Source organism: Halomonas sp. NCCP-2165 (assembly GCF_023708045.1).
Classification (GTDB): Bacteria; Pseudomonadota; Gammaproteobacteria; order Pseudomonadales; family Halomonadaceae; genus Bisbaumannia; species Bisbaumannia pacifica.
The window spans coordinates 86548-100615 of record NZ_BRCY01000006.1; the positions used below are offsets into that span (position 1 = coordinate 86548).

General features: G+C 66.7%; 12 protein-coding genes. 6 read left to right on the top strand and 6 right to left on the bottom strand.

Annotated features, from left to right (window positions below; translation table 11 throughout):
- Window positions 1-112: 112 nt before the first annotated feature.
- Genes NFU04_RS04970 through edd form a run of 6 tightly spaced genes read right to left on the bottom strand, consistent with a single transcriptional unit; the run spans window position 113 to window position 7457 of the window.
- Window positions 113-1081: a carbohydrate kinase family protein gene (locus NFU04_RS04970; RefSeq protein WP_251308393.1), complete on the bottom strand. Its 969-nt coding sequence runs from the start codon at window positions 1079-1081 to the stop codon at window positions 113-115.
- On the bottom strand, window positions 1078-2775 hold the full coding sequence (gene pgi, locus NFU04_RS04975; RefSeq protein ID WP_251308394.1) for a glucose-6-phosphate isomerase: 1698 nt from the start codon (window positions 2773-2775) through the stop codon (window positions 1078-1080). The genes NFU04_RS04970 and pgi overlap by 4 nt, the downstream gene beginning before the upstream one ends.
- A 39-nt stretch (window positions 2776-2814) precedes the next feature.
- The gene (locus NFU04_RS04980) at window positions 2815-3675 is read right to left on the bottom strand and encodes an aldo/keto reductase (RefSeq protein ID WP_251308395.1); all 861 of its coding nucleotides are present in this window, start codon (window positions 3673-3675) and stop codon (window positions 2815-2817) included.
- Window positions 3672-4562, bottom strand: a complete 891-nt coding sequence (locus tag NFU04_RS04985; RefSeq protein WP_251308396.1) for a D-hexose-6-phosphate mutarotase — start codon at window positions 4560-4562, stop codon at window positions 3672-3674. Before NFU04_RS04985 ends, NFU04_RS04980 begins: the two co-directional genes overlap by 4 nt.
- A 29-nt stretch (window positions 4563-4591) precedes the next feature.
- The gene (gene glk, locus NFU04_RS04990) at window positions 4592-5557 is read right to left on the bottom strand and encodes a glucokinase (protein WP_251308397.1); all 966 of its coding nucleotides are present in this window, start codon (window positions 5555-5557) and stop codon (window positions 4592-4594) included.
- A 13-nt stretch (window positions 5558-5570) separates the two neighbouring features.
- On the bottom strand, window positions 5571-7457 hold the full coding sequence (gene edd / locus NFU04_RS04995; RefSeq protein WP_251308398.1) for a phosphogluconate dehydratase: 1887 nt from the start codon (window positions 7455-7457) through the stop codon (window positions 5571-5573).
- A 206-nt stretch (window positions 7458-7663) separates the two neighbouring features.
- On the opposite strand from edd, the gene gap reads away from it, so the two are divergent.
- From gap to NFU04_RS05025, 6 genes are all read left to right on the top strand, one after another.
- The gene (gene gap, locus NFU04_RS05000) at window positions 7664-8665 is read left to right on the top strand and encodes a type I glyceraldehyde-3-phosphate dehydrogenase (protein ID WP_251308399.1); all 1002 of its coding nucleotides are present in this window, start codon (window positions 7664-7666) and stop codon (window positions 8663-8665) included.
- A gap of 244 nt (window positions 8666-8909) precedes the next feature.
- The gene (locus tag NFU04_RS05005; RefSeq protein ID WP_251308400.1) at window positions 8910-9218 is read left to right on the top strand and encodes a hypothetical protein; all 309 of its coding nucleotides are present in this window, start codon (window positions 8910-8912) and stop codon (window positions 9216-9218) included.
- Window positions 9219-9325: 107 nt separating this feature from the next.
- Window positions 9326-10474: a GNAT family N-acetyltransferase gene (locus tag NFU04_RS05010; RefSeq protein WP_251308401.1), complete on the top strand. Its 1149-nt coding sequence runs from the start codon at window positions 9326-9328 to the stop codon at window positions 10472-10474.
- Window positions 10475-10649: 175 nt separating this feature from the next.
- On the top strand, window positions 10650-12008 hold the full coding sequence (locus NFU04_RS05015; RefSeq protein ID WP_251308402.1) for a sigma-54 interaction domain-containing protein: 1359 nt from the start codon (window positions 10650-10652) through the stop codon (window positions 12006-12008).
- 845 nt (window positions 12009-12853) lie between these two features.
- Window positions 12854-13417: a hypothetical protein gene (locus NFU04_RS05020; protein WP_251308403.1), complete on the top strand. Its 564-nt coding sequence runs from the start codon at window positions 12854-12856 to the stop codon at window positions 13415-13417.
- 3 nt (window positions 13418-13420) lie between these two features.
- Window positions 13421-14038 (top strand): hypothetical protein, encoded by a 618-nt coding sequence (locus NFU04_RS05025; RefSeq protein WP_251308404.1) that lies wholly within the window; start codon window positions 13421-13423, stop codon window positions 14036-14038.
- Window positions 14039-14068: the final 30 nt, after the last annotated feature.

The window sequence follows — 14068 nt, forward strand, 5'->3', positions numbered from 1 at the left end:
GTAGCAAAGCTAGTGCTGTGTCTTGACCCGCCACCCGGCGGGTCTTTTTTGTCTGACGAAAACGCCAGCGCCCCGCCCTGAGTGGGCGAGGCGTGGGATCGAGTCGGGGGCTTCAGCGGGCCGCCAGATCCTCCCGGGTGGGCAGGGCGGCGTAGGCGCCGGGCCGGGTTACCGCATGGGCGCCGCAGTGGCTAGCGGTGGTCACCGCCCGGGTCAGGAAGGCGTCGTCCTGGTGCCAGTCGCTGGCGATGCCGGCGCTCTCCAGGTGGGCGGCCAGCTCGGCGAGCAGGCCGCCGATAAAGGCGTCGCCGCCGGCGGTAGTGTCCACCGCCTGGACCCGGGGCGGGGCCACGCTCAGTTCGCGGCCGGCGCCCAGCAGGCGTACCGCGTCGGGGCCGTCGGTGATAACGATGGCCTTGACCCCGGCGGCCAGGCGCTCGGCCAGCCAGGCGGCTTCGGCATGGTCGCCGCGCAGGTCGTCGACCTCCTCCCGGGAGAGCTTGAGCAGGTCGGCGCCATCCAGCAGCCGGGTGACCAGGGGCGCATCGGCGCGGCCGCCCGCCCAGAGGTTGTGGCGCAGGTTGGCGTCGACGCTGACCAGGCAGCCGGCCCGGCGGGCCATCTCGGCCATGGCCAGGGTGGTCTCGGCGATGGCCGGCTCGGTGAGGCTGTTGCTGCACAGGTGCAGGATGGCCGGCTCGGCGAAGACCCCTTGGGGCAGGTGCTCCAGGCGGTAGAGCAGGTCGGCGGCGGGGGGGCGGTAGAAGTCGAATGTGCGCTCGCCGCTGGCATCCCGGGAGACGAAGGCCAGGGCCGTGCGCGCCGCCCGGGTGCGCACCACGCCGCCGGTGTCGACGCCGTGGGCGGCCAGTTCCTCGGCGATAAAGTCGCCGAAGTGGTCGTCGCCGAGCATGCCCAGGAAGCGGCTGGGCACGCCGAGCCGCGCGCAGGCCACCGCCACGTTGGCCGGGGCGCCGCCGGCATAGGGAGTAAAGGTCTCCGGGGCGTCGCCTGCCGCCTCGCCGAGGCGGCTGGAGAGCATATCGACCAGGGCTTCTCCGAAGGCGATCACCGGAATCATTGGGTCTGCTCCTTGCCGCGCTTGGCCTTGCCACCCTTGGTGGGGGCGCCTTGCTCGGGAGTCGTCTTGGCCGACTCGGCCCGATCCGCGGCGCGGGCCGGGTCGCGGCCCGGGAAGTGTTGGCGCACCAGGGCCAGCAGCCCCTGGGTGGAGGCGTCGAAGTCCTGGGTGCGTTCGTCGATGCGCTCGCTGATCTCGCCGGCGATGCGCTTGCCCAGTTGCACCCCCCACTGGTCGAAGGAGTTGATGTTCCAGATCACCCCCTGGACGAACACCTTGTGCTCGTAGAGGGCGATTAGCGCGCCCAGGTTCTTCGGCGTCAGTTCGTCGAGCAGCAGGGTGCTGGAGGGGCGGTTGCCGGGGCAGCTGTAGGGATCGAGCTGGCCGCCCTCCTGGCTGCCCTCCATAAAGGCGTTGGCCTGGGCCAGCATATTGGTGAGCAGGGCGAAGTGGTGATCCTCGAAGCCCGGCTCCGGCTTCAGCGAGGCGATGAAGTCGATGGGCACGAAGCGGGTGCCCTGGTGGAGCAGCTGGAAGAAGGCGTGCTGGCCGTTGGAGCCGGTCTGGCCCCAGACGATGGGCCCGGTCTTGTAGTCGACGGGGTGGCCGAAGATATCCACCGACTTGCCGTTGGACTCCATGTCCAGCTGCTGCAGGAAGGAGGGCAGCTGATGCAGGGCCTGGTCGTAGGGCACGATGGCCTGGGTCTCGGCGCCCTGGAAGTTGATATACCAGATGCCGATCAGCGCCATCAGCACCGGCATGTTCTCGGCGAAGGGGGCGGAGATGAAGTGCTCGTCCATCTCGTGGGCGCCCTCCAGCAGCTCCATGAAGCCGTCGAAGCCGATGGACAGGGCGATGGGCAGTCCGATGGAGGACCACATGGAGTAGCGGCCGCCGACCCAGGCCCAGAATTCGAAGACGTTCTCCTCGCGGATGCCGAATTCCATGGCCGCCTTGCGGTTGGTGGAGGCGGCCACGAAGTGGGCGCCCACGTCGGCGTCCTCGCCGGCGTTGTCGAGGAACCAGCGCCGCGCCGTCTTGGCGTTGAGCAGGGTCTCCTGGGTGGAGAAGGTCTTGGTGGAGACGATGAACAGGGTGGTCTCGGGATTGAGGCCGCTGAGTACCTTCTGAATATGGGTGCCGTCGACGTTGGAGACGAAGTGGAAGCTGAGCTCCGGGTGGCGGTACTTGAGCAGCGCCCGGCAGGCCATGTTGGGACCCAGGTCGGAGCCGCCGATGCCGATATTCACCACGTCCTTGATGCGTTTGCCGCTGTAGCCCTTCCACTCGCCGCTGCGGATCGCCTCGGAGAAGCGCTGGATCTGCTCCCGGGTGCGGTGGATCTCCGGCATTACGTCCTTGCCGTCCACATGGACCGGGGAGTCGCCCAGGTGGCGCAGGGCGGTGTGCAGTACCGGGCGATCCTCGGTGACGTTGATGATATCGCCGGAGAACATCTGGGCGCGGCGCTGCACCAGGGCGGAGTGGTCGGCCAGTTCCAGCAGTTTCTCCAGCACCTCGTCGGAGACCAGGTGCTTGGAGTAGTCGAGGAACAGCCCGCCGACCCGCAGGCTCATCTTGTCGAAGCGCGCCGGGTCGGCGGCGAAGTAGTCGTGGATGCGGTCCTTGGCGGTCTCGCGGCAGAGCCGCTCCAGGGCTTGCCAGGTGACGCTACGGGTCAGCTGAAACATGGGGTCCTCCGGGTCATCGGTATCGTTGTTTGGGGAAACTCAGGCCACGCGGTGGCTGCGTGCCGCCTCCAGCAGGGCATACCAGGCGGGCGGCGACAGCTCGGGGGCCCGTCGCAGGGCGTCCAGGCGTTCGGGATTGAGGGTGCCCACCACCGGGGTGGGGCGACCGGGCAGGCGGCGCAGCCAGGCCAGGGCCAGGGCGCCGGGGCTGCAGTCGTGGGACTCGGCCTCGGCGGCCAGCACCCGGCCCAGGCGGTCCTCGAAGACGCTGCCGCCGCCCAGCGGTGACCAGGCCAGGGGCGTCAGGCCATCCCGCTGCAGGGCGTCGTAGCTGCCGTCGAAGAGTGGCGTGCTATGGCGCAGGGAGAGCTCCAGCTGATGCACCGCCAGCCGCTGGTGCATGGCGCCCTGCAGGCGCCGCCACTGCTCGGGCAGGAAGTTGGAGACCCCGGCGGCGGCGATCTTGCCGGCCGCCACGGCGTCGTCCAGGGCGCGGCCGGTGGCCTCGGCATCCATCAGCGGGTCGGGGCGATGCAGCAGGAAGTGATCGAGGCGCTCCACCCCCAACCGCGTCAGGGCGGCGTCGATGGCCGCGCCCAGATAGGCCGGCGAGGCGTCGTAGTGCTTGACCGCCTGGCCGGAGGCATCGCGCTGGGGGGTGACGATGCTCGCCTTGGTGACGATACGCACCCGCGAGGCCAGGCTCGGGCGGTGTCTGAGGGCGGCGCCGAACAGCGCCTCCCCCTGACCGTCGCCGTAGATATCGGCATGATCGAACCAGTCGAGGCCCTGGTCGAGGCGTGCCTCGATCCAGTCGGCCAGGCGCTCGGGGGCCTGCAGCTCCCGGGCCTCGTGGAGACGCATCATGCCCAGTACCAGGGGCACTTCGACGGCGCTCATGGGGTGTCTTCCGCGAGGGACAGGGTGGTGCCCAGCAGGTGCTGGGCCCCGGGCACCAGCCACACCGGGTCGAGGCGGGTATTGGCGGACTCGACGCAGAGGAAGTGCCGGGCCGCCTCGGCGGCGATGTCCTCCGGCAGGGCCTCGCCGGGGTGCCAGACCACTGCCGAGTCGCTGCCCTGGCGGGCGATGCGCAGGCGGCGCCGGCCATCGTCCAGGGTCAGCTCGGCGTTGCTGTGGTAGATGCGATCCACGGCGCCACGCACCCCCAGCTCGCCTTGCTGGTTGGCTTCGGCGAAGTCGCGGAGCTTGTCCAGGTAACGGGCCCCGGCCAGTCCCTCGACGCGGCAGGCCTGGGCATCGCCGACCGCCAGGTAGCTGTGCAGGGCGCCGCTGAGCTTCACCGGGGTCTCGCCGGTGTGCTCGGTGATCAGTTCCACGTGCAGGCGGTTGGCGTTGGCCTGGACCATCAGCCGCGGGCTGAGCTGGCCATGCAGTCGGGTCTCCGGGGAGAGATGCAGCTCCACGCCGCCTTCGTGCTCGTCCACCGCGTCCAGGCGCCACTCCGCCTTGCGGGCGGTGCCATGGAAGGGGCCGCTATGGTCTTCCGTTTCGTCCGCATAGCGGTCATCGGCGAACCAGGGCCAGCACAGCGGGATGCCGCCGCGGATCGCCCCGGGCATCGCCTGGGGCGTGGGGGTCACCCATAGCCAGCCGTTGCCCTCTTTATTAGACGCCGGCCGGAAATGTAGGACCTGGGCACCCTGGAGGGAGAGCGCCAGCTCCCCCCAGGCCTCGTTGGCCAGCCACACCTCGCGGCCTTGCCAGTGGCTGCGGCGTTGGCCCTGGGTGGCATCCAGCAATTGGCGCAGGGAATCGGGAATCATCGGGGCTCTCCTGGGGGTATTAACAGGGGTCAGTCGACCTCGGGATTGTGGAGGGCCTCGGCGGCGCCGAGCAGGCCGGGCCAGGGGGCGGTGACCACCTGCACCGGGATCGCCCCGGTGTAGTCGCCCATGCGCCCCTTGGCGGCGAAGGCCTCGCGGAAGCGGCTGCGCGGCAGCCAGTCGAGCAACCGCGGCAGGATGCCGCCACACAGGTAGACCCCGCCCCGGGCGCCCATCGTCAGGGCCGCATCGCCGCAGACGTCGCCGAGGATCTTCAGAAACCGCAGCAGGGTATCACGGGCCACCGGGTCCGCTCCCGCGGCCTCGCTGACCTCGGCGGGGCTGGCGTAGCGGGGCGGGGCGCCCTTCAGGGAGCAGTGGGCCAGGTAGAGGTCGAGCAGCCCCTGGCCGCAGAGGATGCGCTCCACGCTGACCCGCCCGTAGCGGTTGCGGAAGTGGCGCAGCAGGTTCTGCTCCCGCTCGTCGGTGGGGGCGAAGGTGACATGGCCGCCCTCGGTGGGCAGCGGGATCCAGGCCCGGCGGCCGGGGAAGAGGCCGGCCACGCCGAGGCCGGTGCCGGGGCCGATCACCAGCCGGGCGGTGTGTGGCAGGGCCTCGCCGGGCTGCACCTCGACGAGGTCCGGCTCGGCCACATGGGGCACGCCCAGGGCCTGGGCGGTGAAGTCGTTGATCACCTTGAAGAGCGTCAGGCCCAGGGCCTGCTGCGTCTCGCGCCGGGAGAAGGCCCAGTGGTTGTTGGTCATCTTGACCCGATCGCCGCGGATCGGGCAGGCGAAGGCCAGGCACGCCTCCCGGGGCGCCTGGGCGCCGGTGGCGCCGACCCGCGTCAGGTAGTCGTTGACCGCCTCCACCAGGCCCGGGTAGTCGGCGCAGGGCAGGCTGAGGATATCGTGGGGCTCGAAGGCGCCAGGGGTCACCAGGGCGAAGCGCGCATTGGTCCCACCGATATCACCGATAAGCGCTGGTCGAATCATTGGGGCGGTCCCCTTAGGCGTCTTCGTCGTGGATCTGGCCGGCCTGCTGGGCCAGGTCGTCGGCCTCGAAACCGCCGAATACCGAGGCGCCGTGCTCGGAGCCGCTGGCCAGATGGCGGAAGCCGGCGAACAGCTCGCGACCCAGCCCCTGGTGGTAGTGCTCCAGGTGGGGCTCGCCCAGCTCGCGCTCGGCCAGGTCATGGGCGGAGACCCTGACCTCGAGGGTGCCGGCGTTGGCGTCCAGGCGAACCACGTCGCCGTCGCGCAGCCGCGCCAAGGGGCCGCCGTCGAGGGCCTCGGGGGTCATATGGATGGCCGCCGGCACCTTTCCGGAGGCGCCGGACATGCGCCCATCGGTGACCAGCGCCACCTTGAAGCCGCGATCCTGGAGCACGCCCAGGAAGGGGGTCAGCTTGTGCAGCTCCGGCATGCCATTGGCCTTGGGGCCCTGGAAGCGCACCACCACCACCAGGTCGCGGTCGAGCTCGCCGGCCTCGAAGGCCGCCTTGAGCTGGTTCTGATCCTCGAAGATGCGTGCCGGGGCCTCGACGACGCGGTGCTCCTCGGCCACCGCCGAGACCTTGATCACCCCGCGACCCAGGTTGCCGTCCAGCACGGTGAGGCCGCCGGTGGGGGCGAAGGGCTCGGCCACGCCGCGCAGCACCTCGGCGTCGAGGCTCTCGGTGGGGCCCTCGCGCCACACCAGCTCGCCGTCCTCGAGGAAGGGCTCCTGGGTGTAGGCGGTCAGGTCGGTGCCGAACACCGTGGGGATATCGGCGTGGATCAGGCCGGCCTGGATCAGTTCGCGAATCAGCAGGCTCATGCCGCCGGCGGCCTGGAAGTGGTTCACGTCGGCCTGGCCGTTGGGGTAGATGCGGGTCAGGCTGGGGGTCACCGCGGAGAGCTCGGTGAAGTCGTCCCAGGTGATGGTGAGGCCCGCCGCGGCGGCCATGGCCACCAGGTGCAGGGTGTGGTTGGTGGAGCCGCCGGAGGCCAGCAGGCCGACCATGGCGTTGACGATGGCCCGGGCGTCGACCTGCTTGTAGAAGGGGCGATAGGTGCCGCCGGCCTCGCTGTTGCGGATCGCCTGCTCGGCGGCGTAGCGGGTCAGCGCCTCGCGCAGCGGGGTGCCCGGATTGACGAAGGAGGCGCCGGGCAGGTGCAGGCCCATGATCTCCATCATCAGCTGGTTGGAGTTGGCGGTGCCGTAGAAGGTGCAGGTACCGGGGCTGTGGTAGGAGGCGGACTCCGCCTCCAGCAGCTCCTCGCGGCCCACCTTGCCCTCGGCATAGAGCTGGCGGATGCGTGCCTTCTCCTTGTTGGGCAGGCCGCTGGGCATGGGACCGGCGGGGACGAAGAGGGTCGGCAGGTGGCCGAAGCGCGCCGCGCCGATAAACAGCCCCGGGACGATCTTGTCACAGACGCCCAGGTAGAGGGCGGCATCGAACATGTTATGGGAGAGGGCCACGGCGGTGGCCATGGCGATCACTTCTCGGGAGAACAGCGACAGCTCCATGCCCGGCTGGCCCTGGGTGACGCCATCGCACATGGCCGGCACGCCGCCGGCGTACTGGGCGGTGGAGCCCATGGCCCGGGCCGCCTCCTTGATGATCTCCGGGTAGCTCTCCAGGGGCTGGTGGGCGGAGAGCATGTCGTTATAAGACGAAACGATGCCCAGGTTGGCGCTGTTCATCAGCTTGAGGCGACCCTTGTCGGTCTCGCCGCAGGCGGCGAAGCCGTGGGCCAGGTTGCCGCAGGAGAGCTCGCCCCGGTGTACGCCGCGGCGATGCTGGGCCTCCATGCGCGCCTCATAGAGGGCGCGGCGTTCGGCGGAGCGTTCGGCGATGCGTTGTGTCACACGATTGACGACGTCATTGAGCGGGGGCGTCTGGGCAGTCATGGCAACCTCGTCTGGGTGAAATGGCGGGGTATCGCCGGCCCGGCGATACCTGATGTTGTAAACTTAGCAAAAAAATACCTTGAAAGCTCCCCGACTTTGGGCCAAATTGGGGGGCATAGATAGTAATCTTTCAGTGTTACGGGCGTCGGCTCCCGATCCGGACCGTCGTCATCGACTCGACAGCACAAGAACGCGAGGATGCCAGCATGACCCTACGTGTCGCGATCAATGGCTTTGGCCGCATCGGCCGCAATGTCCTTCGGGCCCTCTATGAAAACGGTTATCGTGACCGGGTCCAGGTGGTCGCCATCAACGACCTGGGCGATCCGGCCCTCAATGCCCTGCTGCTGCAGCGCGACAGCGTCCATGGTCCCTTCCCGTTCAAGGTCGAGCACGACGAGGAGAGCCTCAGCGTCGACGGCGACCGCATCGCCATCTCCTCCCAGCGCGACCCGGCCCAGTTGCCCTGGTCGGCGCTGAATGTCGACCTGGTGATGGAGTGCACCGGCCTGTTCACCAAGCGCGAGGCCGCCGCCAAGCATCTGGAGGCCGGCGCCGGCAAGGTGCTGATCTCCGCCCCCAGTTCCGATGCCGATGCCACCGTGGTCTATGGCGTCAACGAGGACGTGCTCGAGGCCGGGCATCGGGTGGTCTCCAACGCCTCCTGCACCACCAACTGCCTGGCGCCGGTGGCCAAGGCCCTGCAGGATGCGGTGGGTATCGAGAACGGCCTGATGACCACGGTGCATGCCTACACCAACGACCAGAACCTCTCCGACGTCTACCATAGCGACCCCTATCGGGCGCGCAGTGCCACCCAGTCGATGATTCCCACCAAGACCGGCGCCGCCGCCGCCGTGGGCCTGGTGCTGCCGGAGCTCGACGGCAAGCTGGACGGCCTGGCGGTGCGGGTGCCGGTGATCAATGTCTCCCTGGTGGACCTGGTGTTTACCGCCGGCCGCGATACCACCAAGGAAGAGATCAATGCCATCGTCGCCAAGGCCGCCGAGGCCTCCCCGGTGCTGGCGGTGAATGCCCAGCCGCTGGTCTCCATCGACTTCAATCACGACGCCCACTCTTCCACCTTTGACGCCAACCACACCCGCGTCAATGGTCGCCTGGTCAAGGTCATGGCCTGGTATGACAACGAGTGGGGCTTCTCCAACCGCATGCTGGACACCGCCCTGGCCATGGCCGCGGCGCGCTGATCCGCCCCCGGCACGATATGGCGTCGCCATGCCCACGGCGACTCACGGCTCCGCTCCGGTGTCATGGTGATGTCATGTCCTGCGCTTCACGGGTGCCTTCGGGTACCCGTTCTCGTTTCCGCCGCGATGCTTGACTTCGGCGCTGGCCAACGATGCCTGTCCGGCGCTAAGCTGCTAGGCTTAGGCCCATCAGCGATGGACGCTGAATGGTGACTAACATGGAGCAGCCGCCGTGACTGGCAGAGTGAGATTCCCACCCCCCGTCGATGTGCAGCCCTTGCTGGGGCTCTCGCTTCGCGATACCCAGAAGGGCCGTGAAGGGCGAATCGTGGGCGTCGATCAGGCCCAGGCCACGCCGGTGCTGTGGGTCTGCTGGGCACCCGGCCAGGGTAGCGAGCGTCTCGAGCTGACCCGCGAGCAGTTCGAGGCCCTGCTGGCCGCCTGCCGTCCCCAAGATGCCCCGGCGTCGCGTTCGGCCGCCGAGCCTGCGGCCGGCGACTCCGCTGCTACGGCGGAGGAGCCCGAGCCTAGGCGCCAGGCTGCGCGGCGCTGACGCTGCTGATCTTTCGCGGTATCTGGCGGCGCCCACTTTTCCGGTGGGCGCCGCGTCGTTATGGTCGAAGCCTTGCCATTTGAGAGCGTCCCTCGAGACTCCGCCCTATGCCTGGACCCGTCCGCCCCGCCCTGCGGGTGCAGCCGCTGGCCGCCATCGATGAGGTGGCCGCCCCCCGCTGGAATGCCCTGGTCGGGGAGGATTATCCCTTCCTGCGTCACGAGTACCTGGCCGCCCTGGAGGCGAGCGGGGCGGTCTCTATTGCCACCGGCTGGACGCCGCGGCACCTCTGCCTCTGGCAGGGCGAGCAACTGGTCGGGGCCCTGCCGCTCTATCACAAGAGCCACTCCCGGGGCGAGTATGTCTTCGACTGGGGCTGGGCCGATGCCTGGGAGCGGGCGGGGGGCCGTTACTATCCCAAGGCCCTGAGCGCGATTCCCTTTACCCCGGCGCCGGGGCCACGCCTGCTGCTGGCCCCGCATATCGACCCGGCAAAGGCGCGGCGGCAGTTGGCCGCCCAGTGGGAGGGCAGCGCGCTGTCCGGCTGGCACCTGCTGTTTGCCGAGGCGTCGGAAGTGGACGCCTGGCTCGAGGCCCGGCCCGAGCTGGTCGTGCGTCATGGGGTGCAGTTCCAATGGCGGGATGCGGGGTTCGGCGACTTCGATGGCTTCCTGGCCGCCATGACCTCCAAGCGGCGCAAGGCGATTCGCCGCGAGCGGCGCCGGGTCGCCGAGCAGGGGCTGCAGTTGGAGCGCCTGGAGGGCGAGGCCATCGATGAGGCGGCACTGTCGCACTTCTACCGCTGCTACTGCCTGACCTACCTGGAGCGGGGCCAGCGTCCTTACCTGCCGCTGGAGTTCTTCCGTCGGCTGCGGGCGACCCTGCCCGAGGCACTGCTGCTGGTGCGGGCCCGGCTGGAGGGGCGCCCGGTGGCGGCGGCCCTCAGCCTGCAGGGTGCCCATACCCTCTATGGCCGTTACTGGGGCAGCGAGGTGATGGCCGACAGCCTGCATTTCGAGGCCTGCTATTACCAGGGAATCGAGCACTGCCTGGCCAAGGGACTGAGCACCTTCGATCCGGGCACCCAGGGCGAGCACAAGCTGACCCGGGGCTTCGCGCCGCTGCGGCTGCGCTCCCTGCACCATATCGCCGATCCACGGCTGCGCGATGCCGTGGTGCGCTTCTGTGCCGAAGAGGCCCGCCACCTGAGCGCCTATTGCGCCGATGCCGAGTCGGCCTTGCCGTTCAGGACATAAGGTGCTCCGGCGTCTATAGTTGGTAGGACATGGAGAAATGTTACAGACTGTTTCTAATTGTATTTATCTTTATATGGATTCTTTTATATAACATTTTCGACTGTGCGAAACATCCTTTTCGCCCAGAAACATCAGCCACTTGGGGAGTCATGGGGCCGAAGTGGAGGGAGGACGCATGGAGTCGCTGGCACGGGTGCTGCTATTGGGAGAGAGTTGCGACTATCAAGAAGTGATTCATGAGCTAAAGGAGAAGGGCTGGGCAATTGAGCCGGTGAAGGAGGGCCATGGAGTGGGTGCTGAGGAATCCGGTTCGAGTCTCCGGGTCGGCCTGGTTATCCTCGATCGCTGCACCATGGAGGCCCTGAAGCGAATGGAGGCACTGATGCTGAAAAGCCAGCATCCCTGGGTAGGGCTGTTGACCGAGGAAGCGCTGGAGGCGGCCGGGGTAAGGCGGCTGCTGCTCGATCTTTGTCAAGGTTTTCTTTGTCATCCGGTCGATCCTCCCTGCCTGGAGTTGCTGCTTCATAACGCCTTGGCGGTGGCGAGGCTGCAACAGCAGGAGAGCGAATATCAGGTCCGTAGCGAGGCCGAGTCCGGCGAATATGAGATGGTGGGCACGACGCCGGTGATGTGGCAGCTATTCAAGACGATTCGAAAGGTGGCGGCGGTGGAGGCCACGGTCTTTATCCATGGTGAGTCGGGAACCGGCAAGGAGCTGACGGCCCAGGCGATCCATGAGCGTTCGGTACGGGCTCCCGGTCCCTTCCATGCGGTCAATTGCGGGGCCCTGCCCGATAACCTGATCCAGTCGGAACTCTTCGGTCATGAGAAGGGCGCCTTTACCGGAGCGGCTCAGCGCAAGGTGGGGCGAATCGAGGCGGCCGATGGCGGCACCCTCTTCCTCGATGAAATCGGTGATCTTCCCCTGGAGCTCCAGGTCAATCTCCTGCGCTTTTTGGAAACGCGCCGAATCCAGCGTGTGGGGGGGCTCGACGAGATCGCCGTGGATGTGCGTATCCTGGCGGCGACCCATGTCGATCTGAGTCAGGCGGTCAGAGAGGGGCGCTTCCGGGAGGATCTCTACCATCGACTCAATGTCTTGCAGATCGAGGTGCCCGCCCTGCGAGAGCACCCCGAGGATATCGAGATCCTGGCGCGCTTCTTCTTCCAGCGCTTTTCTCATGAGAAACCGATCTGCCTGAAGGGGTTTTCCAAGGAGGCCCTGGCGGTGATGCGTCAGTACCATTGGCCGGGCAATGTCAGGGAGCTGATCAACCGGGTACGACGAGCCATGGTGATGTGCGAGAACCGATTGATTCAGCCGGAAGACCTGGGTATCGAGCGACGGCGCATTCTCCGCCATGTAATGACGCTGGAGGAAGCCAGGGAGCGAGCCGAGAAGCAGGCCTTGATCGCCGCGCTGGGGCGCAACAAGGCGAGAATCAATTCGGCGGCCAGTGAACTCGGGGTCTCGCGGGTGACCATCTACCGGCTGATGGAGAAGCATGGGGTGTGCCGTGAGTCGTTAGCCTAGCCGGGCTTACCGTCCGGAGTCATAGAAAAGCCCCGCTATCCAAAGGGATGGCGGGGCTTTTCTGTGCCAATCGCTAATGACTCGACCTGCCGCTTCGCCATATCGGCGACGAATCACTATGACGTAAAAATCTCAACGCATTGATTTTTCGATGTTAATTCCCCTTTTTTCGAGTCGCGTCGGTGGCTGGAGCGCCGATCTGTTTCATGGGATTTACATTTCTCGTCGAGCCGATTTTTAAAAATACATAAAAAACAGTGGGTTAAAAGTTGGCACGAGTATTGCTCTAGTAGATTGTGAGGATGCTGTGACAAAAGGTAATCACGGGGTCGTTGGCAGAAACAGGGTAACAGCCATATTGCCTCGCTCGATAAACGCTAGCCGCGAGACCCAGAGATGAAGCTTATGACTCTCCACTACCACCGCCATAAGGTATCCCGCTGGTCCGCCAGTCGCCGGGTGGTGTGCAGTGGCGTGCCGGGACGCTTCTGGGTCGTAAGCCTGGGTAAGGGCCTTATGACCGTGGTAGGGGTGGCCGGTTTTTCCTGTGTTGCCTGGGCCGCTTCCTCGCAGGGCGAAGCGCCGGATATCTGGCACGACTGGCAGGAAAAGAGGAGCCAGGAAGGGATTTCGGTGGCGGTAGCGCCGCTAAGTGATCACCAGTTGGAGCAGTTAAGGGGGAGGTTCGTGGTCCCGGAGGTATCCCACGGGGATGGCGTCATCCTCTGGGACGAAAGGCCGGGACAAACCGGGCAGGGAGGCCGTAGGCCGAGCTCCTCCAACTCGTCTATCGGGACGCTTAATCAACAGGTCACGCGAGTCGAGACGCAAAGGGACAGCAGACCATGAATACCATGACCTCTAAGTCACGTCTTGAGTCAGCCAGGGGCCCGTCGAGTGTCGGGGGGGCGGCCCGCTGGATGATGGCAACGGTTGTCGCGAGCTTTATATCCTTTCCCGTCGGTGCAGACACCCCCCGAGTATTCGAGCGCAACCCCGGCGTCAATCCCGGCGATATCGTCGTGCTGCGTCGTGTCGAGCCTGCCCCCATCGGTCGAGGCGATCGCCACGCCGGGCCCATCGTCTCCAAGGTAAACACTCGAGATGGCGCCATGGAGATTCAACAACGCCTCGAGGGAGGGGATCTCGATGTTAATCACGTTACGGCGCTATCGGATGATCAGGCCGCGGGCGTCAGCAGTGGCGTGACAGGAATGGGTGCCATGCATCGGATTCTTGGCACCGGCAGTCATGCCAGAGCGGGAGCCGAGGGGCATGCCGGCCAGGCATTGAGCCGCGCAGCGGGAAGCCTGGGGGGCGGTGGCGTGGCGGGAGGCGTCTCCGCGGCGACGTCCAATATCTCTGGCACGGTCGGGCAGGCGCTCGCACCGCTAAGCGGTAGGAACTGAGCCATGAATAAGCGAAACAACAGGGTGATGATCGGGCTGCTTTCCCTGCTCGGAGTGATGACCGCCTTAGACGCCTATTCCCAGGAGTTGGGCGGGTTGCACAACGGCACGGTATTGGGGGGAAGTGCCCTGAGCCATATCCACGGGGTCAGTGCCACCAATATGGCGGCAGGAAGCAATAACCTGCAGAGCAATAGTGGGGTGATCGCCCTGGGACAGCAGGCCTCGACCGGGCAGCTGATCTCTCAACGCGTTCATCTCGATAACAGGGGAATCCAATCGATCAATGATGTGGTTATCGAAGACCGCGCCTATCGCCAGGCAGAAGGCTGGCTATCCATCAACCAGGCGGCGGGTCTCGGAAATGTGCAGAGCAACACCTTCAGTGTGGCTCTGGGCATCGCGGCCAGCGACCTCAGCGATGCATCGCTGCAGCGGGTCCAGGCCGGAAGGGAGGGGCTGAGCGGGACCGAGGAGAACGATTCGGGGAGTTCACGTCGAGTCGAGATCGATGCGTCGACCTTCGTGGATGCCCGGGGTGTGATTCAGGTCAGCCAATCAGCCGGTACGGGAAATGCGACGCGCAACAGCTTCCGCATGAATATGACGCTGTCGCCGTAGCATTGATAAGCAACAGGAAGGACGATTCGG

Coding starts and splice junctions, on each gene's coding strand:
- NFU04_RS04970 (WP_251308393.1), bottom strand. CDS start 1,081: ATGATTCCGGTGATCGCCTTCGGAGAAGCCCTGGTCGATATGCTCTCC.
- pgi (WP_251308394.1), bottom strand. CDS start 2,775: ATGTTTCAGCTGACCCGTAGCGTCACCTGGCAAGCCCTGGAGCGGCTC.
- NFU04_RS04980 (WP_251308395.1), bottom strand. CDS start 3,675: ATGAGCGCCGTCGAAGTGCCCCTGGTACTGGGCATGATGCGTCTCCAC.
- NFU04_RS04985 (WP_251308396.1), bottom strand. CDS start 4,562: ATGATTCCCGATTCCCTGCGCCAATTGCTGGATGCCACCCAGGGCCAA.
- glk (WP_251308397.1), bottom strand. CDS start 5,557: ATGATTCGACCAGCGCTTATCGGTGATATCGGTGGGACCAATGCGCGC.
- edd (WP_251308398.1), bottom strand. CDS start 7,457: ATGACTGCCCAGACGCCCCCGCTCAATGACGTCGTCAATCGTGTGACA.
- gap (WP_251308399.1), top strand. CDS start 7,664: ATGACCCTACGTGTCGCGATCAATGGCTTTGGCCGCATCGGCCGCAAT.
- NFU04_RS05010 (WP_251308401.1), top strand. CDS start 9,326: ATGCCTGGACCCGTCCGCCCCGCCCTGCGGGTGCAGCCGCTGGCCGCC.
- NFU04_RS05015 (WP_251308402.1), top strand. CDS start 10,650: ATGGAGTCGCTGGCACGGGTGCTGCTATTGGGAGAGAGTTGCGACTAT.
- NFU04_RS05020 (WP_251308403.1), top strand. CDS start 12,854: ATGAATACCATGACCTCTAAGTCACGTCTTGAGTCAGCCAGGGGCCCG.
- NFU04_RS05025 (WP_251308404.1), top strand. CDS start 13,421: ATGAATAAGCGAAACAACAGGGTGATGATCGGGCTGCTTTCCCTGCTC.